The sequence below is a fragment of the Mycobacterium sp. B14F4 genome, from assembly GCF_039871645.1.
Lineage (GTDB): Bacteria > Actinomycetota > Actinomycetes > Mycobacteriales > Mycobacteriaceae > Mycobacterium.
In genome coordinates this window covers 101,933-125,374 of the sequence record NZ_JBDPMF010000008.1, presented here as the reverse complement: position 1 = coordinate 125,374, position 23,442 = coordinate 101,933, and the positions used below count along the sequence as shown (strand labels likewise).

Annotated in this window: 23 protein-coding genes; 13 read left to right on the top strand and 10 right to left on the bottom strand. The window is 68.9% G+C overall.

Annotation, left to right across the window (positions count from 1 at the left end; translation table 11 throughout):
* Positions 1-28 precede the first annotated feature (28 nt).
* The 3 genes from ABGB19_RS21010 to ABGB19_RS21000 are packed head-to-tail and all read right to left on the bottom strand — an operon-like array spanning position 29 to position 3,294.
* On the bottom strand, positions 29-2,248 hold the full coding sequence (locus ABGB19_RS21010) for a cation-translocating P-type ATPase (protein WP_347687929.1): 2,220 nt from the start codon (positions 2,246-2,248) through the stop codon (positions 29-31).
* The gene (locus ABGB19_RS21005; RefSeq protein ID WP_347687928.1) at positions 2,241-2,618 is read right to left on the bottom strand and encodes a metalloregulator ArsR/SmtB family transcription factor; all 378 of its coding nucleotides are present in this window, start codon (positions 2,616-2,618) and stop codon (positions 2,241-2,243) included. Before ABGB19_RS21005 ends, ABGB19_RS21010 begins: the two co-directional genes overlap by 8 nt.
* A 28-nt stretch (positions 2,619-2,646) precedes the next feature.
* Complete coding sequence (locus tag ABGB19_RS21000) at positions 2,647-3,294, bottom strand: methyltransferase domain-containing protein (protein WP_347687927.1); 648 nt, start codon at positions 3,292-3,294, stop codon at positions 2,647-2,649.
* Positions 3,295-3,524: 230 nt separating this feature from the next.
* On the opposite strand from ABGB19_RS21000, the gene ABGB19_RS20995 reads away from it, so the two are divergent.
* Together ABGB19_RS20995 and ABGB19_RS20990 are read left to right on the top strand one after the other, a co-directional pair.
* The gene (locus ABGB19_RS20995) at positions 3,525-4,148 is read left to right on the top strand and encodes a hypothetical protein (protein WP_347687926.1); all 624 of its coding nucleotides are present in this window, start codon (positions 3,525-3,527) and stop codon (positions 4,146-4,148) included.
* Positions 4,149-4,175: 27 nt separating this feature from the next.
* Entirely contained in the window at positions 4,176-5,204 is a 1,029-nt protein-coding gene (locus tag ABGB19_RS20990; protein ID WP_347687925.1) for a DUF4349 domain-containing protein, read from the top strand.
* Here the strand turns inward: ABGB19_RS20990 and ABGB19_RS20985 are convergent.
* Positions 5,129-5,419: a WhiB family transcriptional regulator gene (locus ABGB19_RS20985; protein ID WP_347687924.1), complete on the bottom strand. Its 291-nt coding sequence runs from the start codon at positions 5,417-5,419 to the stop codon at positions 5,129-5,131. The two genes, ABGB19_RS20990 and ABGB19_RS20985, sit on opposite strands and share 76 nt — an antisense overlap.
* 397 nt (positions 5,420-5,816) lie before the next feature.
* Here ABGB19_RS20985 and ABGB19_RS20980 point away from each other — a divergent pair, with 397 nt between their 5' ends.
* From ABGB19_RS20980 to ABGB19_RS20970, 3 genes are all read left to right on the top strand, one after another.
* Positions 5,817-6,599 carry a hypothetical protein gene (locus ABGB19_RS20980; RefSeq protein WP_347687923.1) on the top strand — a complete coding sequence of 261 codons (783 nt, stop codon included), beginning with the start codon at positions 5,817-5,819 and terminating at the stop codon, positions 6,597-6,599.
* Between the two features lie 89 nt (positions 6,600-6,688).
* On the top strand, positions 6,689-7,267 hold the full coding sequence (locus ABGB19_RS20975) for a sigma-70 family RNA polymerase sigma factor (RefSeq protein WP_347687922.1): 579 nt from the start codon (positions 6,689-6,691) through the stop codon (positions 7,265-7,267).
* Complete coding sequence (locus ABGB19_RS20970; RefSeq protein ID WP_347687921.1) at positions 7,260-8,348, top strand: anti-sigma-D factor RsdA; 1,089 nt, start codon at positions 7,260-7,262, stop codon at positions 8,346-8,348. Before ABGB19_RS20975 ends, ABGB19_RS20970 begins: the two co-directional genes overlap by 8 nt.
* Before the next feature lie 3 nt (positions 8,349-8,351).
* Here the strand turns inward: ABGB19_RS20970 and ABGB19_RS20965 are convergent, their stop codons facing one another.
* Complete coding sequence (locus tag ABGB19_RS20965) at positions 8,352-8,756, bottom strand: DUF5319 domain-containing protein (protein WP_059101442.1); 405 nt, start codon at positions 8,754-8,756, stop codon at positions 8,352-8,354.
* Positions 8,757-8,924: 168 nt separating this feature from the next.
* Between ABGB19_RS20965 and guaB the strand changes: the two genes are divergently transcribed.
* Together guaB and ABGB19_RS20955 are read left to right on the top strand one after the other, a co-directional pair.
* Complete coding sequence (gene guaB, locus ABGB19_RS20960; RefSeq protein WP_347687920.1) at positions 8,925-10,478, top strand: IMP dehydrogenase; 1,554 nt, start codon at positions 8,925-8,927, stop codon at positions 10,476-10,478.
* A 25-nt stretch (positions 10,479-10,503) separates the two neighbouring features.
* Complete coding sequence (locus ABGB19_RS20955; protein WP_347688041.1) at positions 10,504-11,631, top strand: GuaB3 family IMP dehydrogenase-related protein; 1,128 nt, start codon at positions 10,504-10,506, stop codon at positions 11,629-11,631.
* 9 nt (positions 11,632-11,640) lie between these two features.
* On the opposite strand, the gene ABGB19_RS20950 is transcribed toward ABGB19_RS20955, so the two are convergent.
* On the bottom strand, positions 11,641-12,504 hold the full coding sequence (locus ABGB19_RS20950) for a hypothetical protein (protein ID WP_347687919.1): 864 nt from the start codon (positions 12,502-12,504) through the stop codon (positions 11,641-11,643).
* Positions 12,505-12,675: 171 nt separating this feature from the next.
* Between ABGB19_RS20950 and ABGB19_RS20945 the strand changes: the two genes are divergently transcribed.
* From ABGB19_RS20945 to phoU, 3 genes are all read left to right on the top strand, one after another.
* Entirely contained in the window at positions 12,676-12,879 is a 204-nt protein-coding gene (locus tag ABGB19_RS20945; protein ID WP_347687918.1) for a zinc-ribbon domain-containing protein, read from the top strand.
* Between the two features lie 69 nt (positions 12,880-12,948).
* Positions 12,949-14,685, top strand: coding sequence for a GMC family oxidoreductase (locus tag ABGB19_RS20940; RefSeq protein ID WP_347687917.1), 1,737 nt, complete (start codon positions 12,949-12,951; stop codon positions 14,683-14,685).
* A gap of 70 nt (positions 14,686-14,755) precedes the next feature.
* Positions 14,756-15,415 (top strand): phosphate signaling complex protein PhoU, encoded by a 660-nt coding sequence (phoU, locus tag ABGB19_RS20935; RefSeq protein WP_347687916.1) that lies wholly within the window; start codon positions 14,756-14,758, stop codon positions 15,413-15,415.
* A gap of 16 nt (positions 15,416-15,431) precedes the next feature.
* Here the strand turns inward: phoU and ABGB19_RS20930 are convergent, their stop codons facing one another.
* Positions 15,432-17,786, bottom strand: coding sequence for a glycoside hydrolase family 65 protein (locus ABGB19_RS20930; protein ID WP_347687915.1), 2,355 nt, complete (start codon positions 17,784-17,786; stop codon positions 15,432-15,434).
* On the bottom strand, positions 17,783-18,538 hold the full coding sequence (locus ABGB19_RS20925; RefSeq protein ID WP_347687914.1) for a beta-phosphoglucomutase family hydrolase: 756 nt from the start codon (positions 18,536-18,538) through the stop codon (positions 17,783-17,785). Before ABGB19_RS20925 ends, ABGB19_RS20930 begins: the two co-directional genes overlap by 4 nt.
* 154 nt (positions 18,539-18,692) lie before the next feature.
* Between ABGB19_RS20925 and ABGB19_RS20920 the strand changes: the two genes are divergently transcribed.
* The 3 genes from ABGB19_RS20920 to guaA are packed head-to-tail and all read left to right on the top strand — an operon-like array spanning position 18,693 to position 21,032.
* Complete coding sequence (locus ABGB19_RS20920) at positions 18,693-19,025, top strand: CD225/dispanin family protein (protein ID WP_347687913.1); 333 nt, start codon at positions 18,693-18,695, stop codon at positions 19,023-19,025.
* Positions 19,022-19,432: a DUF2752 domain-containing protein gene (locus ABGB19_RS20915; RefSeq protein ID WP_347687912.1), complete on the top strand. Its 411-nt coding sequence runs from the start codon at positions 19,022-19,024 to the stop codon at positions 19,430-19,432. The genes ABGB19_RS20920 and ABGB19_RS20915 overlap by 4 nt, the downstream gene beginning before the upstream one ends.
* 28 nt (positions 19,433-19,460) lie before the next feature.
* Positions 19,461-21,032, top strand: a complete 1,572-nt coding sequence (gene guaA / locus ABGB19_RS20910; protein ID WP_347687911.1) for a glutamine-hydrolyzing GMP synthase — start codon at positions 19,461-19,463, stop codon at positions 21,030-21,032.
* Here the strand turns inward: guaA and ABGB19_RS20905 are convergent, their stop codons facing one another.
* Both ABGB19_RS20905 and ABGB19_RS20900 read right to left on the bottom strand, forming a co-directional pair.
* Entirely contained in the window at positions 21,033-21,944 is a 912-nt protein-coding gene (locus tag ABGB19_RS20905; protein ID WP_347687910.1) for a MerR family transcriptional regulator, read from the bottom strand. It abuts the gene before it with no gap.
* A gap of 1 nt (position 21,945) precedes the next feature.
* Positions 21,946-23,442 carry an NAD(P)/FAD-dependent oxidoreductase gene (locus ABGB19_RS20900; protein ID WP_347687909.1) on the bottom strand — a complete coding sequence of 499 codons (1,497 nt, stop codon included), beginning with the start codon at positions 23,440-23,442 and terminating at the stop codon, positions 21,946-21,948.

Sequence of the window (23,442 nt, the reverse complement as noted above, 5' to 3'; positions counted from 1 at the left end):
GTCGTGAGCGGTGAGGTCTCGAGAACAGTCACCGACGCCGCCGGACAGCGGCCACCCGCTCGGTCAGCGCGTCCAGCACATCGGTGTGTGACTCGGGAACGCTGACCGACATCACGACGTCAGAACCGGACGCCGCAAATTGAAAATCGAAGAAGGAACAACACTTCGCCTCCTGTTGGGCCAGGTCGCGTGCGGTCTTCTCGGCGTCCGCCGCGAGCACCACGACCAGATCCGTCGCGCTCCTGCGCGTGAGGCGCAATACCGAGTCGTTGAACAGCGCGTCGAACTCGGCCACCCGCAGCGGTCGCTCGGCCGTCGGCAACGAACAGGACTCGGGCACCCATCCCGCACTCTCGGGTAGGGGTTCGGTACGAGCCGCGCGAATCGCATTGAGGATCACCAGCACTTCGGCCAACTCGTGGATGAAAACCACGGTCGCCAACCCGAGAACGCCGAAGGTGGCCAACGGGATCAACGTGATGATGATGGCCAGCGACAACCCGATGTTCTGCACCATGATGCGGCGAGCACGGCGGGCGTGGGCGAGGACGTGCGGGAGGTGGCGCAGATCCTCGCCCATGAGCGCGACGTCCGCGGTCTCGATCGCGACGTCGGTCCCCATGGCGCCCATGGCGATTCCGATGTCGGCCGTGGCCAGCGCGGGTGCATCGTTGACGCCGTCGCCGACCATTGCGATGGGTCGCCCGTCGGAGAGCTCGGGAAGCAACCGGGCCTTGTCCTCGGGTAGCAGCTCGGCGTGAACGGCATCGATACCGGCTTCGGTGGCCAAGGCCTCGGCGGTCCGCCGGTTGTCTCCGGTCAGCATCGCCGTCTCGATTCCCATTCGGCGCAACCGGTTTACGGCCTCGGCGGCCTCGGGACGCAATTCGTCGCGAACGGCGATCGCGGCCAGCACCTCGGCGTCGCGCTCGAGCAGCACTACGGTGGCGCCGGCGGACTGCAACCGCAAGACGTCGTCGGCGAACGGGCCGGCATCGATCCAGCCCGGCTTGCCCAGGCGAACATCGGCGTCGTCGATGCGGCCGTGGATTCCGTGTCCGGCGACCGCGGTCACGTCGTCTGCGGGCACCCCGTCGTCGCCCGCGGCCGCGACGATCGCCTGGGCGAGTGGATGCTCGCTGCGCGACTCCAGGGCGGCGGCGAGTCGCAGCGCGTCGACTTCGGTTGTCGCCGAATCGGTCACCGTCTCGATGACCCGTGGGCTGTTGCGCGTCAGCGTGCCGGTCTTGTCGAGGGCGACGACGCGGACGCGCCCCAGCTCCTCGACGGCCGCGCCGCCTTTGACCAGCGCGCCCTGCCGGCTGGCGGCGCCGATTGCGGCCACGACGGTCAGCGGCACCGCGATGGCGAGAGCGCACGGGGACGCGGCGACCAGCACCACCAGCGCCCGCTCCACCCACAGCAACGGATCCCCGAGCAGGGAGCCGAGGGCGGCGACGGCCGCCGAGAGCACCATGATCGCGGGCACGAGCGGACGGGCGATTCGATCCGCGAGACGTTGCCCGGCGCCCTTGCGCTCCTGCGCCTCTTCGACGATGTGCACGATGCGCGCCAGCGAGCTGTCCGCTGTGACGGCGGTGACGGTGACCTCGATCGCACCGCCGCCGTTGATCGCGCCCGCGTGCACCTCGCTGCCGGGCCCCGCCTCGACCGGGACCGATTCGCCCGTGATGGCCGACAGGTCCAGGCTGGTGCTGCCCGAGGCGATGACCCCGTCGGTGGGGGCGCGCTCGCCCGGCCGCAACACCATCACGTCGCCGACGACGAGTTCATCTGGCCCCAGGGTCGTTTCGCGCCCGACACGGATCACCGAAACGGCCGGTGGCACGAGCGACAACAGCGCGCGCAGACCCCGTCGCGTGCGGGTCACCGCGTAGTGCTCGAGCCCCTCGGCGATCGAGAACAGGACGGCGAGCAGGGCGGCTTCGGCGATCTGGCCCAGCGCGACCGCGCCGATGGCCGCGATCGTCATCAAGGTGCCGACCCCGATGCGGCCATATCGCAGGTTGCGCACCGCGGCCGGGACGAACGTCGCAGCGCCGGCGACAACGGCGCCCAGTTCGATCCCCGTCGCCACGTCGGACAAGCCGAGCCGTCCCACGAACCAGCCCGCGACAAGCAACACCGCTGCCAACGCGGCCAGCTGCAACTCCCTTATCTGCCAGAGCTTTTCGGGACCCGATTCGGGCTCGACCTCGTGCTGCGTGCCGCAGCAGTCATCAGACACGGCCCACCCCCGGCGTCGTGGCCGAAACCATCACGGCCTCCGTCAGCACCCGGCCACGGTCGCTGAGTCGATAGATGACCAACCTGCCCTGTCGCCGCGACGTCACCATGCCCGCGACCTTGAGCTGTCGCAGATGGTGCGAGACAAGGTTCTGTGACTGGCCCACGACCCAGGCCATGTCGCAGACGCACATTTCGTCGCCGTCGAGCAGCGCGGCGGCGATCGTCAGCCGGGTCGGGTCGCCCAATGACCGGGCCGCCGCCGCCGCATCCTCAACCCGGGCTGCCGCCGGCAGCGCCGCACGGATCTCTTCGGCATACGGCAAATCGAGGCACAGCAGATCGCAGGCGTCGCCCGCTACTTCCGTCATACTCACATACTAACGAATATTGATATGACTACCCAGGGTGTGTGCCGTCGGCCGGCTTGCGGGCGACGAGGCGTTCGACCAGCCCCACCTTGAACCGCTCGATCCGCTCGACGTCCATGCCGGCGGCCCGCACCTGCAGGGACGGTCGGCGCAGAAAGTGCTCACCACCGAGCGGCACGGTGAAGGTCTCCAGGAGCCGTTGAACACCGCGCGCGATCCGGGAGGTGCTCGCGACGTGGTCGACGAGGATGAGCTTTCCGCCCGGCCGCAGCACCCGTGTCATCTCGTTGACGGCCTTGGTGTGGTCGGGAATCGCACAGAGACCGAAGGTGCAGACCACGGTGTCGAAGGAGGCGTCGGCGAACGGCAGCGCGTGCGCGTCGGCCTGCTGCAGGGTGGCGGCGCGTCCGAGTTCGGTGGCGCGCTCCCGGGCGACATCGAGCATGGCATCGCTCCAGTCGATGCCGGTCAGCGTGATGCCCTCCGGGTAGGCCTCGAAGTTGAGGCCGGTCCCCACCGCGACCTCCAACACCTCGCCGGTCGCCTGCCCGCACGCCCAGGCGCGGGAGTCGCCGAACACGTGCCGGTCGAAAAAGCCCATCTGTCGGTCATAAGAGCGGGAGTGCTTGTCCCAATAGCGTTGCCAACGGGCGGTCCGGTCGTCGGTCGAAGTCACGGTGGGTCAACTCCTGCGGTTGGTTACGAGCCGAGCGCGCACGGCGCTCCCGCACCCAGAGTGGCACGCCGCCCGGCGCGGCCGCCAGGCCAGTCGAGAGGTGTGCACTCGGTCTCCCTGGCCCCGCGCGATCGGGGCCCAAATTCTCTATCGCGGCGTGCGGACACAGAGCATGCTCGGGCGATGACCGATCGGTCATCGGGCCGATCGATTTGACGTGAGGAACAGGCATGCCACGGTTGATGACCCGTCGCGCGGCTCTCGCCACGTTCGGCGCGCTCGCCGTGGGCAGCGTTCTCGGTGTCGGCTATGTGCTCAGGGAGATCGCCGAATCGCATGCTCCGCGGTTTCGGCTCACGCAGGGACCGGGCGGCGGCGGGATGATGGGCATGGACCCGGCGGACATGCGGACCTACATGGAGATGTTCAGTCGACACACTGAGATCACGCGCCGTGTCGAGCCGATCGACGGCGGTGTTCGCACCGTCACCGAATCCGGCTCGGCCGACCTCACCGCGCAGCTTCAGGCACATGTGTCGCGAATGTATTCGCGTATCGCAGAAGGAAACGAGGTCATGTGTATGAGCTCGAGCCTGCCCGTCCTGTTCCGAAATGGAAACGGGTACCGGCGCCAACTCACCCTCACGCCCACCGGCCTGATCGTCGAGGAGACCGCCGACGACCCCGTCCTGATCGAAGCCATCCGCGCGCACGCCGATGAGGTCACCGGCTTCGTGCGGGACGGAATGCCCGCGATGATGCGGGACATGATGGGGCCCGGAATGATGGGGCCCGGCGGGATGATGGGGCCCGGCGGGATGATGGGGCCGGGCGGAATGATGGGCCCCCGCTGACGCGGATAGGCGGGCTAGATTTCGTCTATGAGGCAGCCCCCGCGGAGGTCAGCTCTCCGCTTCGCCGCGCTGGCGGCGGTCATCATCGCGCTCAGCCTGCTGACGGCCTGTACCGGCGCGCCCGAGCGCCCGGCGCAAGCGCCCGGCGGCACGGCGGAGGTCGCCGGAGCGCCCCCGCCGCAGGACGTGCCCGAGCCGGTCACCGCCAAGCGCGACGTGGTCAAGACCGCGTCGATGATCATCACCGTGGCCAACCCCGCCGACGCCGCCGATAAGGCCGCCGCCATCGTCGAAGACATGCAGGGCCGGGTCGACAACCGGTCCGAGGACGCGGGATCGGGCACGGGCAGGGCGCGCACCTCGGTGGTCCTGCGGGTTCCCGCCGAGAAACTCGACGAGGCGATGAGCGAACTCGAATCGCTGGGCACCGTCGAACGTGCCGAGATCACCACCGAGGACGTCACCGCGCAGCGCGTCGACCTTGACGCACGGATCAAGGCGCTACAGACCTCGGTGGACCGACTGCTGGCCATCATGCGCGACGCCGGGGACCCCGACGCGCTGATCAAGGCCGAGGACGCGTTGTCCGAACGCCAGGCCGAACTCGACAGCCTTCGCGCACAACGCGAGGCACTCGGCGACCGCATCGACTACAGCACCGTCGATGTCAGCTTTGTCGCCGAGGCGATCGGCGGACCCGCGCCGGAGGAGTACCGGGGCTTTCTGGGTCAGATGGAGCGGGGGTGGGACGCACTGGTTTCCGTGGTCGGCAACCTGGTGCTGCTTTTCGGACTACTGCTTCCCTGGTTGGGCGTGCTGGCCGTCGCCGGGGGCATCGGCTACGGCGTCCTTCGCCTGGTGAGCGCCCGCCGTCCCGGCGTCGGGCACCGCCGCGACTCCCGTGCCCGACGAGGCCGCCGAGGACGATTGAGAAGACCCCATCCCGCAGTCGCCGGGATGGGGCCTTCTTCGTTCGGCGCTCAGGACGCGCGGCGGATGCCTCGCTTCAGCAAAAGCTCGCGCTCGGACTCGGACAGGCCGCCCCAGATGCCGTAGGGCTCGCCGACGGCCAACGCGTGCGAGCGGCACTGGGCGATCACGGGGCACGCCCTGCACATCTCCTTGGCGCGCATCTCCCGCTGGGCGCGAGCGCGGCCGCGCTCGCCGTCGGGATGGAAGAACATCGACGAGTCGACGCCCCGGCAAAGCCCGGCCATCTGCCAGTCCCAGATATCGGCGTTGGGCCCGGGAAGTTGTTGCGGCTGTGGCATTGGAAAACCCCTCTCTACGCACCCTTTTCGCGAGCGAACGAATGCGTGAGTTTCAAAACCGATCCGAGCACAAGTCGCCGATGACGGCTCGTGCACACAACGTAGGGGCGCTTATGAAATTCCGTCAATAGCCCGAACATGTGCTCATCGACATAACCGCAGGCCAAGAATTTACATCACGTTCATCATTGCGACGCTTGGGCAGCGCGAGCGGTGCTAGGCAAACGTAAAGCAATCGAAACGGATGCGCATTTCTGCTGTTCGCCTGAAATCGTCGCGCTCCAGCTATTTCGATCGGCTTACATGGAATTAACATCGACCGCACCAACTGTTAACCGAAGCGACGCGGACCGACGTCGCCCGCCCCCACCCGCCCGGTTGGTAGCGTCGCCACTCGATGTCCGTTGAGAGGGTGCTGGCTAACGCCGCGTTCGGCGATGACCCGGGTCGGTGGCCGCTGCCCGCGGCCACGTCGCCACGCGAGCAGTGGCTGCGCGCGGTCGTCGCGGGCGGCCAGGGCCGCTACGCCGGCGCCCGTGCCGACCTCGCGCTGCTGAACCGAAGCCGTGACGCCGGGCCACTGGCCTCGCTGGCCCACAGCACCCGGGCGTCCTTTCTTCGTCAACTCGGCCGGCACACCGAGGCACGGTCGTGGGACGGCCGCGCGATCGCGCTCGCGGGTCAGGACCCCGAGGCGACCGCGGACGCGTTGATCGGGCTGGCCGCCGACGCGCTCGGGGTGGGCCGCTTTGCGGCGTCCGCGTCGGCGTTGCAGCGCTGCGCCGGAGTCGTGACCGGGATGCCACGGGCGCGGGTGCGCGAGGCGTGGGTGTCGGCCGAACTGGCGATGGCCGGCGGCCGGGGCGCGGCGGCCGTCCACCATGCCGAGCGGGCCGTGGCGCATTCTCACGAGTTCGGGTCGGCCCGGCACCGGATGAAGTCGTCGGTCGTGCTGGCCGCGGCGCGGTGCAGTGCCGGTGATCTGGACGGCGCCCGCGCGGTGGCCGACACCGCGTTGGCGGAGACGGAGCGGTACGGAATGATCCCGTTGCGCTGGGCGTTGGCCTGCCTGCTGGTTGACATCGGCAGCGCACGGTACTCGCCACAAGAAATGGTGAGGACGCGCGAGGACTGTGCCATTACAGTGCGGCAACGGGGCGGGGAGTGGTCGGTGCGGTGACCGGGTCGACGCGAGACCGAAAGTTATTGTTTAGCTGAGCAGCCCTTCGTGGTGGGGCCCCGTTCGTAACGTTGGAGAGATCGCCTGCGATGACAATTTCGGGAGAACGTCTCGATGCTGTCGTTGCTGAGGCCGTGGCAGGAAACCGGGACGCGCTCCGGGAGGTGCTGGAGACCATCCGTCCGATCGTTGTGCGGTACTGCCGGGCAAGGGTCGGGTCGACCGAACGTAGTGGCCTTTCAGCAGACGACGTTGCGCAGGAGGTTTGCTTGGCCGCCATCACGGCGCTGCCGCGGTATAAGGATCAGGGACGCCCGTTCCTGGCCTTCGTGTACGGCATTGCCGCCCACAAGGTTGCTGACGCGCATCGCGCAGCGGCCAGGAACCGCTCCGACCCGACCGACGTCGTGCCGGAACGATTCTCGCTGGACGCGGGCCCCGAGCAGATGGCTCTCGACGCCGAATCGTCGGCCCGGATGAAGAAGCTCCTCGCCGTGTTGCCCGAGAAGCAACGCGAAATCCTGATTCTTCGCGTGGTGGTCGGCATGAGCGCCGAAGAGACCGCCGAGGCTGTCGGCAGCACGCCCGGCGCCGTCCGGGTCGCCCAGCACCGCGCACTTGCGCGACTCAAGGCCGAGATCATTTCGACGGGGCCCGAGCATGCCTGACTTCGGACGCTGGACTTCCAACGGGGGCGATCCCTCGCTCAACGAGGTGAACCGCACCGACCGGTTCCTCGACTCGCTGGCCTTCGAACTGCCGGTGTACTCGACCGACCCCGGCGAGGCCGAGCTGGCCCACATGCTGGCCGGTTGGCGCGACGAGGTCCGCGACGCCCCGCTCACCGCGGCGCTGACCCCGCGCGATGCGGTGCTGGCGCTGGACCGGGCGACGATGTCGCGCCGGCGCACCCGCGCCTCACTGGCGGTCGTCGGGTCGGTGGCCGCGGCCGTGCTGTCCATCGGCGGCTTCGGCGCGGTGGTCGCGGGCGCAGGCCCGGGCGACGCGCTCTACGGCCTGCGCACCATGTTGTTCGGCGAGCAGCAGAGCCTCCGCGACGACGCGGTCGTGCTCGCCGCGCAGACCCAGATGGCCGAGGTGCAGCAACTGATCGACCAAGGTCAGTGGGAGGCCGCCCAGGACAAGCTCGAGACGCTGACCACCACCGTTGCGACGGTGGACGACGGTGAGCGCAAGGAAGAACTGGTCAGCCAGTGGCAGGAGCTGACGGTGAAGGTCGAGGCCAAGGACGCCCAGGCCACGATCCCGCCGGATGCGCCGCTGCCGCAACTGCCGGCGATCGTCGCGCCCGAATCGGACGCGTCGGCGACGTCGTCGGACATCACGTCCCCGGGTGCGGAGACCACGTCGTCGGCCGAGGTGCCGCCGACGTCGGTGCCGCCGACGCCGTCGTCGCCGCTGCCGAGCCCGTCGTCGCCGTTGCCGAGCCCGTCGACGCCGCTGCCGACGCCGCTGCCGACCACGCAGACCCCGGTGCCGACGCCGTCGCCGCTGCCGACGCCCACGGCGGTGCCGCCGCTGCCGACGAGCACCATCGTCGTGCCGACGAGGGTGCCGCTGCCGACGCCTCCCGAGCCGCCGTCAGAGGTGGCCGACGTGCCGCCGGCCGCCGAAGAGCCGCCGGTCCTGCAGGCGCCGCCGGTGGTTCAGGCGCCGCAGACGGTCATCACCACGACCGTGCTGGTGCCCGAGCCGGACAACGCGCCGCGCGGGCAGGAAAGCGAGTAGGGGTCAGCGATAGCCGTCGGTGTCCGACGTCGCCTCGTTGAGTGACGCGTCGGCGTAGCCGCGGCAGTAATCCCAGGTCACGTACGCGTCCGGCTCCGGATCGTAGGCCGGCTCATGCGGACGCACGGTGCCGTCGACGAGCAGCTGCAGCAGGTTGGCCCGCAGCATGTCCCAGTCGTGGTAGTGGTCCTGCTGGCATTCGTCACAGCACACCACCAAGCCGCGAATTCCCTTGTGCGCCAAGAGAGCTTCGTACACCGCCAGATCAGCCAGGTCGGCCTCCACCGCGGTCCGCTCCTGCGGGTCCAGCGGCTGGCCGGGCTCCAGGGCGTCGAGTGCCGCTGAAGGGTCGCACGGGTCGTCGGCGAACGGGTCGGGCGGCAAACCCGGTGGCAGGTGATCACGCACGACTCCACACTACGCAGCCACCGTCATATCGCGCCAGCCGTTGAGCGGCATGGCGCGCACGTGTCCGACGCCGCAGTGTGGCACCGAACGGCCGATGTCATTGCCGATAAGATGGGCTTCTGGCTCGACGCCTGTGCTCGGCTGTGTTTGTTACGGAAGGCCCCACCCATGTCGATCGCTGAAAGCAGCATCCCCATCGCGGTGCCGGTCCCGACCGGCGGCGATGACCCGACCAAGATCGCCATGCTCGGACTCACCTTCGACGACGTCCTGCTGTTGCCCGCCGCCTCCGACGTGGTGCCCGCCACCGCCGACACCTCCAGCCAGCTGACGCGCAGGATCCGGCTGAAGGTGCCGCTGGTCAGCTCGGCGATGGACACCGTGACCGAGGGGCGGATGGCGATCGCGATGGCCAGGGCGGGCGGCATGGGCGTGCTGCACCGCAACCTGCCGGTGGCCGAGCAGGCCGGTCAGGTCGAGACCGTCAAGCGCTCGGAGGCCGGTATGGTCACCGACCCCGTCACCTGCTCGCCGGACAACACGCTGGCCGAGGTCGACGCGATGTGCGCACGGTTCCGTATCTCGGGGCTGCCGGTGGTGGATGCTGTCGGCACCCTTGTCGGGATCATCACCAACCGCGACATGCGCTTCGAGGTCGACCAGTCCAAGCCGGTCTCCGAGGTGATGACCAAGGCGCCGCTGATCACCGCGCGCGAGGGCGTTTCGGCCGAAGCCGCGCTGGGTCTGTTGCGGCGCAACAAGATCGAGAAGCTGCCGATCGTCGACGGACACGGCAAGCTGACCGGGCTGATCACCGTCAAGGACTTCGTCAAGACCGAGCAGTTCCCGTTGGCCACCAAGGACAGCGACGGCCGCCTGCTGGTCGGCGCCGCCGTCGGCGTCGGCGAGGACGCGTGGACGCGGGCGATGACCCTGGTGGACGCCGGGGTCGACGTACTGGTCGTCGACACCGCCCACGCCCACAATCGCGGCGTTCTGGACATGGTGCGCAGGGTCAAGAGCGCGGTAGGTGACCGCGTCGAAGTGATCGGCGGCAACGTCGCGACGCGCGCTGCAGCGGCCGCGCTTGTCGAGTCGGGCGCGGACGCGGTGAAGGTGGGCGTGGGCCCCGGCTCGATCTGCACCACCCGGGTGGTCGCCGGTGTCGGCGCTCCCCAGATCACCGCGATCCTCGAGGCCGTCGCCGCGTGCTCCCCGTCGGGCGTGCCGGTCATCGCCGACGGCGGGCTGCAGTACTCCGGTGACATCGCCAAGGCGCTGGCCGCCGGCGCGTCGACGGCCATGCTCGGCTCGCTGCTGGCGGGTACCGCGGAATCGCCGGGCGACCTGATCTTCGTCAACGGCAAGCAGTACAAGAGCTACCGCGGCATGGGATCGCTGGGCGCCATGCAGGGCCGCGGCGCGACGGGCAACCTGCGGGGCTCCTACTCGAAGGACCGCTACTTCCAGGACGACGTGCTCAGCGAGGACAAGCTGGTGCCCGAGGGCATCGAGGGCCGGGTGCCGTTCCGCGGGCCGCTGGCCACGGTCATCCACCAGCTCACCGGCGGGCTGCGCGCGGCCATGGGGTACACCGGGGCGGCGACCATCGAGCAGTTGCAGCAGGCGCAGTTCGTCCAGATCACGGCCGCCGGGCTCAAGGAGAGCCATCCGCACGACATCACCATGACGGTCGAGGCGCCGAACTACTACACCCGCTAAGAGGGGGAGTCCCGCCATGCGCGACATGGTTGAAATCGGCATGGGCAGAACCGCCCGTCGCACCTACGAACTCGACGACATCAACATCGTCCCGTCGCGGCGCACCCGGTCGTCCAAGGACGTCTCGACCGCCTGGCAGCTCGACGCCTACCGGTTCGAGATCCCCGTGGTCGCGCATCCGACCGACGCGCTGGTGTCGCCGGAGTTCGCCATCGAGATGGGCCGGATCGGCGGGCTGGGCGTACTCAACGGCGAGGGCCTGATCGGCAGGCACGCCGACGTCGAGGCCAAGATCGCCCAGGTCATCGAGGCGGCCGACAAGGAGCCGGAATCGTCGGCGGCGATCCGGCTGCTCCAGCAGTTGCACGCGGCGCCGCTGGACCCGGACCTGCTCGGAGCGGCCGTCGCGCGCATCCGGGACGCCGGCGTGACGACGGCGGTGCGCGTCAGCCCGCAGAACGCGCGCTCGTTGACCCCGGCGCTGGTCGCCGCCGGAATCGATCTGCTGGTCGTGCAGGGCACGATCATCTCCGCCGAGCGCGTGGCCTCCGACGGGGAGCCGCTGAATCTCAAGACGTTCATCGCCGAACTCGACGTGCCGGTGGTGGCCGGCGGCGTGCTCGATCACCGCACCGCGTTGCATCTGATGCGCACAGGCGCGGCCGGTGTGATCGTCGGCTACGGTTCGACGTCCGGCGTCACGACCAGCGACGAGGTGCTCGGCATCAGCGTGCCGATGGCCACCGCGATCGCCGACGCGGCCGCCGCACGCCGGGAGTACCTCGACGAGACCGGCGGGCGGTACGTGCACGTGCTGGCCGACGGCGACATGCACACCTCCGGTGACCTGGCCAAGGCGATCGCCTGCGGCGCCGACGCCGTCGTGCTCGGGACCCCGCTGGCCAGTGCGGCCGAGGCGCTGGGTGGCGGCTGGTTCTGGCCCGCCGCCGCGGCGCACCCCTCGCTGCCGCGCGGCGCCTTCCTCCAGGTGGCGGTCGGCGAGCGACCGTCGCTGGCGCAGGTGCTGAACGGGCCGTCCGACGATCCGTTCGGCTCGCTGAACCTCGTCGGCGGTCTGGCCCGTTCGATGGCCAAGGCCGGGTACTGCGATCTCAAGGAGTTCCAGAAGGTCGGGCTGACCGTTGGCGCCTGACTCCGGCCGTTACAGCGACACGTCCTGTTCGTCGCGCCCGAACTCGATGGTCTGGCCGTCGTAGAGGCCGGTGCAGGACGTCACCACGCGGTAGGTGGTGAGCGGCGCCGGCGCGGGAACCGTGAAGCTGGCCGTGCCCTTGGGGTCGATGGTGAAGGTCTTGCTGGCTCCCGGCGTGCCGTTGTCGGCCGTTGCCACATAGGAGCAGTTTCCGGCGAGGTCCGCGGAGTTCGTGACGTTCACGGTCCATTGGATGGGTGCCCGCGAGAAGCTCACGCTGACAGCGTTTTTCGGTACGGGGCAGGTCTGGCCGGCGGGAACCTGCTCGGCGGGTGAGCCTTTGGGGCACTTGACCGGTGGGGGAGGCGGCGGTGGCGGCGGCGGTGCCGACGGAGCGGAGTTGCCGCCTGCCTGCGCCGGCGCGTCCAGACACTTGAACTTCGTGACCGAACTCCACGACGCTGCCACCTCGCCGCTGTAGTCGGACGGGATGTCGCGCAGGCGTTGGCCCCCGCCGCGCACCTGGCCGTCGTCACCCACCGTGCCGTTGAAATCCCAGATGTTGTTCGGCTTGTCGCCCCACACGATCGACAGGTTCACCGTCCTGCCCTGCACGCCGCCGCTGATGATCGTTCCGCTGACCTTGCCGCCGTCGACGAACGAGACCGTCGCCGAACCGGTCGCCGTCGATCCGGTCGAGTCGAAGTTCACCCACCAGCCGTTGCTGCCGGCGAGTTCGACCCGACCGTCGAAGCCGTACTGGCTGCAACCGGGTTCGGCCTGCCCGGGCGGTGCGGCGGTGAGACTCGCTGCGGCGACGGCGGCCGCGGCGACGAGGATCGGGACTTTGCTCAGAATCGGTGCGTGCGGCATCGCGACCCCTCCGATCGGTGCACCGGCGAAGCGGGTGGCGGCGGTTAAGCCCCCCGTAGAAGCGGATGCTACGACCTTTCGCGGACCGGTGCAGCGGCTTCGCCCGATTGCCTGCAGGGGTTTGCCAGAACGGTTGCGTTGGCAAAGTTCTGTTCGGGGTAACCCGTTGTGGTGCTTTTCATCTTCGGCTTCGGCACCAAACAACAACTCCTCGGCGCGGGGGAGGTCCGGACCTGCCCCCGCTGCCACAACACCACGCAGTGGTCGCGGATGAAGGAGTTCCGGCAGTTCATGCTGTTCTTCATTCCGGTCGCGCGGTGGAATCGCAGGCACTTCGAGGTGTGTGGGATCTGCGGCGCCGCGACCGTGGCCTGAGGCGTTCGCACTTTACAAATTTGGCTCTCCTGTCTAGACGTTACCCCTCGGTAACGTCATAATGTTGCGATGCAGCCTGACTATGACGTCCTGGTGATCGGTTCGGGGTTCGGCGGCAGCGTCACCGCGCTGAGGCTCACCGAGAAGGGCTACCGCGTCGGCGTCCTGGAAGCCGGCCGGCGCTACGCCGACGAGGACTTCGCCAAAACCTCGTGGAACCTGCGCAAGTTTCTGTGGGCACCCCGGCTCGGGATGTACGGCATCCAGCGGATCCACCTGCTGCGCAACGTGATGATCCTGGCCGGCGCCGGCGTCGGCGGCGGGTCGCTGAACTACGCCAACACCCTGTACGTGCCGCCGGACCCGTTCTTCAACGACCCGCAGTGGAAGGACATCACCGACTGGCGCGCCGAGTTGATGCCGCATTACGACCAGGCGCAGCGGATGCTCGGCGTGGTGACCAACCCGACGTTCACCGACGCCGACCGGGTGATGAAGGCCGTCGCCGACGACATGGGCGTCGGGGACACCTTCGTGCCCACGCCGGTCGGGGTCTTCTTCGGTCCCGACGGCACCAAGGCGCCGGGCAAGACGGTGCCCGACCCGTACTTCGGCGGTGCGGGGGCCGCGCGCACCGGCTGCATCGAGTGCGGCTCGTGCATGACCGGCTGCCGTTACGGCGCCAAGAACACCCTTCTCAAGAACTATCTCGGGCTGGCGGAAAGCGGTGGGGCCGAGGTGGTCCCGATGACGACCGTCACCGGTTTCGAGCAGCGGCCCGACGGGCTGTGGGACGTGCGGACCGCCCGAACCGGCGCGTGGCTGCGGCGCAAACGCAAGACCTACACCGCACGGCACGTGGTGCTGGCCGCGGGCACGTGGGGCACGCAGCGGCTGCTGTTCAACATGCGCGACAAGGGCAAGCTGCCCAGGCTGTCCGACAAGCTGGGCGTGCTCACCCGCACCAACTCCGAATCCATCGTCGGCGCCGGGCGTCTTTCCGTGGCACCGGATCTGGACCTGACCCACGGTGTGGCGATCACGTCGTCCATCCACCCCACGCCCGACACCCACGTCGAACCGGTGCGCTACGGCAAGGGTTCGAACGCGATGGGGCTGCTGCAGACCCTGATGACCGACGGCGCCGGCCCCGAGGGCACCGATGTGCCACGGTGGAAGCAGTTGTTGGTCAACGCCAAGGCCGACCCGCGCGGTACCGCGCGGCTGCTCAACCCGCGACGATGGAGTGAGCGCACCGTCATCGCCCTGGTCATGCAGCATCTGGACAACTCCATCACCACGTTCACCGAGCGGAACCGGTTCGGCATCCGGCGCTTCCTCTCCAAACAGGGCCACGGCGCGCCCAACCCGACGTGGATCCCGGTCGGCAACGAGGTGACCCGGCGGATCGCCGAGAAGATCGACGGCGTCGCGGGCGGTACCTGGGGTGAGCTGTTCAACATCCCGCTCACCGCGCACTTCCTCGGCGGCGCGGCGATCGGCGACAGCGCCGAACACGGTGTGATCGACCCGTACCACCGGGTGTACGGCTACCCGACGCTGTCGGTCCACGACGGGGCGGCGATCTCGGCGAATCTCGGTGTCAATCCGTCGCTTTCGATCACCGCCCAAGCCGAGCGCGCGGCGGCGCTGTGGCCCAACAAGGGGCAGGCGGATCCGCGGCCGGCGCAGGGTCAGGCGTACCGGCGACTCACGCCGGTGCCGCCGGAACATCCGGTGGTGCCCGCAGATGCGCCCGCCGCGCTGCGGTGGTTGCCGATCGAACCGGTCACATCGGCTGGTTAGAAATACGAGAAATCGGGTAACTAGCCCCCTCTTAGGGGGCAGTGTGGCTCCACGACGAGAGGAGTCGGCCATGCGTACCGCGTTTCACCAGGAGCTGGCGGGCCTGTGCGGCCAGCTCGGCGAGATGTGCGGGCTGGCGGTGAGCGCGATGGAGCGCGCGACTCAGGCGCTGCTCGAAGCCGATCTGTCGCTGGCCGAGCAGGTCATCGCCGACCATGAGCACATCGTCGCGTTGAACCGGAGCACCGAGGAGACAGCGCTGCGACTGCTCGCCCTGCAGCAGCCGGTCGCCGGTGACCTGCGAACCGTGGTGGGTTCCATCCACATCGCCGCCGACATCGACCGGATGGGCGCGCTGGCTGTCCATGTGGCAGGCATCTCGCGGCTGCGTCACCCGGACTGCGCCCTGCCCGAAGACGTCCGCGCCAGCTTCGCCGAGATGGGTTCGAAAGCGGTGCAACTCGCGCGCACCGCCCAGGAGGTGCTGTTGTCGCGTGATCCCGAGAAGGCCGCCCGGCTGCGCGACGAGGACGACGCCGTCGACAGGGAACACCGGCATCTGTTCACGCTGCTGATCGACCACAAGTGGCAGGACGGGGTGTGCTCGGCGGTCGACGTCGCGCTGCTCGGCCGGTACTACGAGCGCTACGCCGACCACGCTGTGGAGATCGGCAAGCGCGTGGTGTTCGAGGCCACCGGCGGTCTGCCGCAACACAAACAGATGGCCTGAGGTTTCCCGGCGCTTCTCAGCGTTTGCGGCGGCGCAGCGGTTCGCGACCGGGCGGCTGCTGCGGCGTCGGCAGCATCGGTTCGCGACGTTCGATGGCCACCGTCGTCGGGCGTTGGGTGTTCAACTCGAGCTCCTTGCCGGCATGGTGAATACTCAGCGCGCAGTCCGGCCCGTCGCGCAGGGTGTAGGTGACGTCGTCGTGGCCGACGTCGACCGTGATGCGAAAGTTGCGCCACCGCAACCGGAACCGTAACCGCGAGATGCCGTCGGGAAGCCGCGGGTCGAGCGAGAGCAGGCCTTCGTCGTCGCGCAGCCCGCCGAACCCGGCCACCAGCGCGGTCCACGCCCCCGCGAGTGAGGCCATGTGCAGGCCGTCGCGGGTGTTGTGGTGCAGATCGCGCAGATCGATCAGCGCCGCCTCGTGCGCGTAGTCGTAAGCGAGTTCGAGGTGTCCGACCTCCGCGCACATCACGGCCTGCGTGCACGCCGACAGCGACGAGTCGCGGGTGGTTCGTCGTTCGTAGTAATCGACGTTGCGCGCCTTCTGTTCTGCGGTGAACGCGTGCCCCTGCCAGTGCATCGCCAGCACCAGGTCGGCCTGCTTGAGCACCTGCGCCGGATACAGGCGGACGTACGGCTCGTTCAACAGCAGGGGATAAGTGGTGTTCACGGTGAAGTTCCATTCGCGCAGGGTGGTGAAGCCCTCGTGCTGCGGATGCACCCCGAGTTCCTCATCGAACGGGATGTGCGCGGCATCGGCTGCGTCGCGCCAGGCGGCCATCTCCTCGGTGGTGACGCCCATCGCGTGGGCCGCCTCGGAGTTGCGCAGACAGGCCGCCGCGGCGGTCCGCAGGTTGTGCGCGGCCATCAGGTTGGTGAAGACGTTGTCGCGCACCACGGCCGTGTACTCGTCGGGTCCCGTCACCCCGTCGACGTGCCAGACTCCGTGCCGATCGTGCTGGCCGAGCGAGGCCCACAACCGGGCGGTCTCGACGAGCACCCGCAGGCCGCACTCCTGCTCGAGAGAGTCGTCGCCGGTCACGACGCGGTACCGCTCGAATGCCATCGCGACGTCGGCGTTGACGTGGAACGCCGCGGTACCCGCCGGCCAGTACGCCGAGCACTCCTGCCCGCGGATCGTCCGCCACGGATACGCGGCGCCGGCGAGGTCCAGCAGCGCAGCGCGCTCCTTGGCCAGCGGCAGGATCGACGCGCGCCAGCGCAGTGCATCCGCGGCCGCCGAGGGCTGCGTGTAGGTGAGCAGCGGCAGCACATAGCCTTCGGTGTCCCAGAACGCATGGCCGTCGTAGCCGGTGCCGGTCAGGCCCTTGCCCGGGATCGCGCGGCGTTCGGCACGGGCGCTGGACTGCAGCACATGGAAGAGCCCGAACCGCACCGCCTGCTGGCAGTCCGGGTCCCCCTCGACCTCGACGTCGGCACCGTCCCAGTAGTCGTCGAGGTAGGCCCGCTGCGCGTCGAGCAGGCCCTGCCATCCGGTGTAGCGGGCGCTGCTCAGCGCCGCGGCGGCCTGGTCCCGCACCGCGGGCCGCGATCGCAGGCTCGACCAGCCGTAGGCCAGGTACTTGACGATCCGCAGTCGCTGCCCCGGCCGCAGACCGCAGATGACCGTGGTGTTGGCCCAGTCCGGACCGGCACCGGTGGTGACCTCGACGCGGCCAGGGACCTCGACATCGTGGTCCATCGCCGCGGCCATCATCAGCTTGCTCTGCCGGGTGCGGTGCAGCAGGATCGCGCCGCCGTCGGAGTGCTCGTGCTGCACCGGCTCCAGCGGCTTGTCGAGCACGGCCGCGACCCGCGGATCGCGCGACGACGACGGCTGCTCCTCGTTGGCGACCAGCTCGGACTGCACGGTGAGCCGGACGAACTCGTCGAGTGCCTCCACGACGTACTCGATCGCGGCGACGCTGCGCTGGGTGAGCGAAACCAGCCGCGTGGAAAGGACTTTCACCCGCTTGCCCGCAGGGGAGCACCAGTGCGCGGTGCGCTCGAGCGTGCCGGCCCGCAGATCGAGGACGCGCTCGTGCTCGAGCAGTTCGCCGTAGCGGACATCGAACGGTTCGTCGTCGACGAGCAGTCGAATCAGCTTGCCGTTGGTGACGTCGACCACCGTCTGACCGGCCTCGGGGTAGCCGTAGCCCGCCTCGGCGTACGGCAGCGGCCGGACCTCGTAGAACGAGTTGAGATAGGTGCCCGGCAGGCCGTGTGGCTCGCCTTCGTCGAGGTTCGCGCGCAACCCGATGTGGCCGTTCGACAGCGCGAAGAGCGACTCGGTTTGCGCGAGAATGGACAGATCCAGCGATGTTTCGCGGACCTGCCACGGCTCGATCGCAAAGACGTCGTTGTTGATCATGACGTCATCAACTCGGCCAGGTCCGTGACCACGATGTCAGCCCCGTTGCGGCGCAACGCTTCTGCCTGCCCGACTCGGTCGACACCCACCACCAGGCCGAAATGTCCGGCGCGCCCGGCCGCCACGCCGGAGAGCGCATCCTCGAACACCGCACCGGCGCTCGGCTCGATGTCGAGCAGCTGGGCGGCGCGCAGGAAGGAATCGGGCGCGGGTTTGCCCGCGAGGTGCTCGTCGCGCAGGACGACGCCGTCGACGCGGTGCTGCACGAACCGGTCCAGGCCGGTCAACTCGAGCACCTGGCGGGTGTTGGCGCTCGCCGACACCACCGCGATCCCCAATCCGGACCCGGCAACCGCCTCCAGGTAGCGGCGCGAGCCCTCGAAAACCTCGACGCCGTCGCGATCCAGCACCTGCTGGAACATGGCGTTCTTGCGGTTGCCGAGCCCGAACACCGTGTCCGAGTGCGGGTCATCGCCCGGATCGCCGTCGGGGAGGTCGATACCGCGGCTGGCCAGGAACGACCGCACCCCGTCCTCGCGCTTCTTGCCGTCGACGTAGGTGAGGTAGTCGGCGTCGACGTCGAACGCGACGAACGCGACGCCGCCGCGTTCGGCCCGTTGGCGCAGGAAGTCGTCGAACATCGCCTGCCACGCCTTCTTGTGCACGCTCGCCGTGTCGGTCAGCACGCCGTCGAGGTCGAACAGAGCGGCACGGACTTGGTCGGGCAGACCGAGGCTGCGGTTGTCTGGCACTAACCCTCCATTCCCGTTATCGCGCGCGGGCATACCCACCGGCGGCATCCCCCCATCAAACCCCGCGCGCACAGCAAACGGGTGCCATATATTGAGCGGGCTCGCCGTTCGGAAGGCCGGCACCGCACGGGTGCTACTCGAGAAAAGGGACACGATGACCTATCCGCCCCAGCAGCCGCCACCTCCGCCGCCTCCCGGGTACGGCGGGTACGGCGCTCCGCAGGGCGGCGTGCCCGCACAGCAGCCGGACAGCAACCTGGTGTGGGGAATCCTGGTGACCGTCCTGTGCTGCCTGCCGTTCGGCATCGTGTCGATCATCAACGCCGCCAAGGTGTCGGGGCTGTGGGCGCAGGGCCAGTACGCCCAGGCGCAGAAGGCCTCCGACGACGCCAAGAAGTGGGCGATCTACGGCGCGATCGCCGGTGTGGTCGTCGGCATCATCTACGCCGTCATCGCCCTCGCGGGCGGAATGTCCTACAGCATGTGACACACGTACACCCGTTCGTCGCACCGCTGGCGGTCGCCGCCGCCGCGGCGTGCGGGTGTGCCGCGATCTGGCTGGCCGATCCCACCGTCCCCGGCGGCGTGCTGCCGGTGTGCCCGACCAAGGCGCTGCTGGGCATCGACTGCCCGGGCTGCGGCAGCCTCCGGATGATCTATTCGCTGCTGCATCTCGACCTACCGGCGGCCGTGGGGTTCAACGCGCTCGGCGTGCTTGCGGTGGTGCTGCTGTTCTGGGCGTACGCGGTGTGGGTGTACGGCCGGGCGGTGGGCAGAGCGATGCGCGGCTGGCAGCATCTGCGGTGGTCCGCTCCGGTCGCGATGGTGCTCACGTTGGCGTGGTTTGTGGTGCGCAACTTGCCGTTTGAACCGTTCACCGCGCTGCACGTGTGACCTGCGAGCCGCCAACTAGACTGTCCGGGTGACGACAGCATCTCCCCGGCCCGTATTGGTGGTCGACTTCGGAGCGCAGTACGCCCAGCTGATCGCCCGACGGGTCCGCGAGGCGCGGGTGTACTCCGAGGTGATCCCGCACACCGCCAGCGTCGAGGAGATCAAGGCCCGCGATCCGCAGGCGATCGTGCTGTCCGGCGGGCCCGCCAGCGTCTACGAGGACGGCGCCCCGCAGCTCAACCCCGAAGTGTTCGACCTCGATGTGCCGGTGTTCGGGATCTGCTACGGCTTCCAGGCGATGGCGCAGGCGCTCGGTGGGACGGTGGCGCACACCGGCACCAGTGAGTACGGCCGCACCGAGCTGAAAGTGACTGGCGGGGAACTGCACTCGGATCTGCCCGCCACCCAGCCGGTGTGGATGAGCCATGGTGACGCGGTCACCGAGGCGCCCGAGGGTTTCGAGGTGGTGGCCGTCAGTTCCGGTGCGCCGGTCGCGGCGTTCGAGAATCGCGGCAGGCGATTGGCCGGCGTCCAGTATCACCCGGAGGTGATGCACACCCCGCACGGCCAACAGGTGCTGAGCCGCTTCCTGCACGAATTCGCCGGTATCGACTCGACATGGACACCTGCCAACATCGCCGACGCGCTCGTCGAGCAGGTGCGCGAACAGATCGGGGACGGCCGCGCGATCTGCGGCCTGTCCGGCGGAGTGGACTCCGCGGTCGCCGCCGCGCTGGTGCAGCGGGCCATCGGCGACCGGCTGACGTGCGTGTTCGTCGACCACGGCCTGCTGCGCGCGGGGGAGCGCGCACAGGTGCAGCGCGACTTCGTCGCGGCGACGAAGGCCAACCTCGTCACCGTCGACGTAGCCGACCGCTTCCTCGAGGCGCTCTCAGGTGTGACGAACCCCGAGGGCAAACGCAAGATCATCGGCAGGCAGTTCATCCGCGCGTTCGAAGAGGCCGTGCGCGGCCTCGTGGAAGACAGCGTCGGTCACGGCGGTCCCGAGGTCGACTTCCTGGTGCAGGGCACGCTGTATCCCGACGTGGTCGAGTCCGGGGGCGGCTCGGGCACGGCCAACATCAAGAGTCACCACAACGTCGGCGGCCTGCCCGACGACCTGAAGTTCAAGCTCGTCGAACCGCTGCGCCTGCTCTTCAAGGACGAGGTCCGCGCGGTGGGTCGTGAGCTCGGACTACCCGAGGAAATCGTTGCGCGCCAACCATTCCCGGGCCCGGGGCTGGGCATCCGGATCGTCGGTGAGGTGACCGCCGCCCGGCTCGACACGCTGCGGCGCGCGGATGCGATTGCGCGCGAGGAACTCACCGCCGCCGGCCTGGACAACCAGATCTGGCAGTGCCCGGTCGTGCTGTTGGCCGACATCCGGTCGGTCGGGGTGCAGGGCGACGGCCGAACCTACGGCCATCCGATCGTGTTGCGGCCGGTGTCCAGCGAAGACGCCATGACCGCGGACTGGACGCGGGTCCCCTACGAGGTGCTGGAACGCATCTCGACCCGGATCACCAACGAGGTGGCCGAGGTCAACCGGGTCGTGCTGGATGTCACCAGCAAGCCGCCGGGCACGATCGAGTGGGAGTGATCAGGCTCGTTCGTCCGGCGGGGCCTCTGAATCGATGAGGTCGCCGAGGATCTGACCGACCGCCGACTCGATCGTCGACTCGATCGAGAACGCCAGCGTCGCCGACACCGCGGACACCGCCGTGGTGCGGAACCGCACCAGCATCGAGATCAATTCGGCGATCTCGGTATCCGGAGGCAGTGCGGCGCCGGGGTTGATGCGGTGCAGCACCTCCTCGATTCCCGCCTGCACCAGGACCCCGCTGATCTGATCGACCAGCGGGGCGATCTGCACGTGCAGGTCGATCAGCTTGTCGGTGGCCACCCCGTACTGCCGGATGTCGTTGAACGCCTCGATCAGCTTGGGGCGCACGACGACCGCCTCCCCGTCTTCGAGCTTGATCAGGTCGAGGCCGACCAACCGGTCGAAGCCGGCCTCGTCGTCGACCAGCCGCCTGGCATCGGCGACGCTCATGCGCTCGGGTTTCTCCGTCGCCCACGTACCCGCGATCGCGGACTCCAGCCCCAGCATGTCGCCGACGCCCTTGCCCTGCTCCCAGGCGGACAGCATCTCGTGCACGTGCGCGATGTTGTAGCCGCGGTCGAGCAGCGAGGTGATCATTCGCAGCCGGGTCAGGTGGGTGTCGTTGAACAGCGCGATCCGGCCCACCCGCAGCGGAGGGTGCAACAGACCGCGGTCCCGGTACACCCGGATGTTGCGGGTGGTGGTGCCGGCGAGGCGGGCCAGCTCCTCGATGCGGTACTCGCCGGACTCCTCGACGCCGTGGGGTTGCACGGCGGCGTCGAACAACTGCGACACGGCGCTCTCGATGATGTCGCGGGAGCCCCGCCGCACGCGCTTGGGTGCGCGACGAAGTCCGTTGAGGATCGCCGAGATCGGTCCCGCCTGTGGTCGCGGCTGTCGAGCTGTCACATCAGGCCGATGTCGTCACCGCGTCGAGGGCATTCTGGGCGGCCCGCCTCATCACGACGTAGTCGTCCAGCCGGAAATCCCGCATCTGTCGAAGATACTGGGTCGCGAACCCCGGGTACATCGATGCGTTGAACCCGTCGGCAGTGAGGTACCAACTGCTGCACCCCGACATCCACGTGGTCTTGGTGAGACGCTGCTGGATGCGTGCGTTGTAGCGCTGCTGGACGTCCTTGCGGACGTCGAGGTAGCGCAGTCGCTCGCCGAGGATCGTCGTGACGGCCCGCACCGTGTAATCGAGTTGGCCCTCGACGTAGACCAGCAGCGAGTTGTGGCCCGGACCCGAGTTCGGCCCGGTCATGAAGAACAGGTTGGGGTAGCCGTGGGCGTTGACGCTCTTGTATGCCTGCGCGCCCGAAGCCCACTCGTCGCCGAGCGAGCGCCCGCCGATGCCGGTGACCGGGTACGGCGGACCGGTGAGGTGGACGTCGTAACCGGTGGCGAAGACGATGCAGTCCAGGTGGTGCTCGACGCCGTCGCTGGTGCGGATGCCGGCCGGGCTCACCGTGGCGATCGGCCAGTCGACGAGCTTGCAGTTGTCGCGCTGCAGCGCGGGGTAGTAGTCATTCGACATCAGCATCCGCTTGCAGCCCGGCGTGAAGCCGGGGGTGAGCTGGCGGCGCAGCCACGGGTCTTTGACCTGCTGGCGCAGATGCGCCTTGGCCAGGCGGGCCACCAGCCCGGTCAGCGGCGTGTCCCACACCAGCGCCGTGGCGGTGATCTCATGACCCCAGAACAACGCCTGCCGGGTAAGGTCCTGCACCGCAGGGACTTTCGCGAACACTGCCCGGGCGGCGGGCGGCGTGGCGATGTCCAGCCGCGGCAGCACCCAGCCCGGTGTCCGCTGGAACACCTTGACGAACCCGGCCCGCTTGACGAGTTCCGGCACGATCTGCACGGCGCTGGCGCCGGTGCCGATGACGGCCACCCGCTTGCCGGTGAAGTCGTAGTCGTGATCCCAGCGCGCGCTGTGGATCTTGTGACCCCGGTAGCTGTCCAAGCCGCGGATCTCGGGCCAGGTGTGATCCGGCAGCGGGCCGGAGGCCAGCACCACGGCGCGTGCCTTGAACCGCTTGCGCCCGGTGGTTTTCACCGTCCAGACGCCCTCGGCCTCGTCGAAGTGCAGACCGTTGACCTCGGTGCCGAACTCGATGAAGCGGCGCAGACCGAAGTCGTCGACCATCTCCTCGATGTGGTCGCGGATCTCGTCGCCGGGAGCATAGGAGCGCGACCAGTTCGGGTTCTTGACGAACGAGAACGAGTACAGCAGCGACGGGATGTCGCAGGCCGCACCGGGATAGGTGTTGTCGCGCCAGGTGCCACCGGCCCGGTCGCTGCGCTCCAGGACGACCAGATCGTCGACGCCGGCCTCGGTGAGTTTGATCGCGGCGCCGATGCCGGTGAAGCCGGCGCCGACGATCAGCGTGTCGTGGATGCGCAT

Coding starts and splice junctions, on each gene's coding strand:
- ABGB19_RS20985 (WP_347687924.1), bottom strand. CDS start 5,419: ATGCCACAGCCGCAACAACTTCCCGGGCCCAACGCCGATATCTGGGAC.
- ABGB19_RS20900 (WP_347687909.1), bottom strand. CDS start 23,442: ATGCGCATCCACGACACGCTGATCGTCGGCGCCGGCTTCACCGGCATC.
- ABGB19_RS20920 (WP_347687913.1), top strand. CDS start 18,693: ATGACCTATCCGCCCCAGCAGCCGCCACCTCCGCCGCCTCCCGGGTAC.
- ABGB19_RS20940 (WP_347687917.1), top strand. CDS start 12,949: ATGCAGCCTGACTATGACGTCCTGGTGATCGGTTCGGGGTTCGGCGGC.
- ABGB19_RS20930 (WP_347687915.1), bottom strand. CDS start 17,786: ATGATCAACAACGACGTCTTTGCGATCGAGCCGTGGCAGGTCCGCGAA.
- ABGB19_RS20955 (WP_347688041.1), top strand. CDS start 10,504: ATGGTTGAAATCGGCATGGGCAGAACCGCCCGTCGCACCTACGAACTC.
- ABGB19_RS21005 (WP_347687928.1), bottom strand. CDS start 2,618: ATGACGGAAGTAGCGGGCGACGCCTGCGATCTGCTGTGCCTCGATTTG.
- ABGB19_RS20970 (WP_347687921.1), top strand. CDS start 7,260: ATGCCTGACTTCGGACGCTGGACTTCCAACGGGGGCGATCCCTCGCTC.
- guaB (WP_347687920.1), top strand. CDS start 8,925: ATGTCGATCGCTGAAAGCAGCATCCCCATCGCGGTGCCGGTCCCGACC.
- ABGB19_RS20950 (WP_347687919.1), bottom strand. CDS start 12,504: ATGCCGCACGCACCGATTCTGAGCAAAGTCCCGATCCTCGTCGCCGCG.
- ABGB19_RS20995 (WP_347687926.1), top strand. CDS start 3,525: ATGCCACGGTTGATGACCCGTCGCGCGGCTCTCGCCACGTTCGGCGCG.
- ABGB19_RS20975 (WP_347687922.1), top strand. CDS start 6,689: ATGACAATTTCGGGAGAACGTCTCGATGCTGTCGTTGCTGAGGCCGTG.
- ABGB19_RS20990 (WP_347687925.1), top strand. CDS start 4,176: ATGAGGCAGCCCCCGCGGAGGTCAGCTCTCCGCTTCGCCGCGCTGGCG.
- ABGB19_RS20980 (WP_347687923.1), top strand. CDS start 5,817: ATGTCCGTTGAGAGGGTGCTGGCTAACGCCGCGTTCGGCGATGACCCG.
- phoU (WP_347687916.1), top strand. CDS start 14,756: ATGCGTACCGCGTTTCACCAGGAGCTGGCGGGCCTGTGCGGCCAGCTC.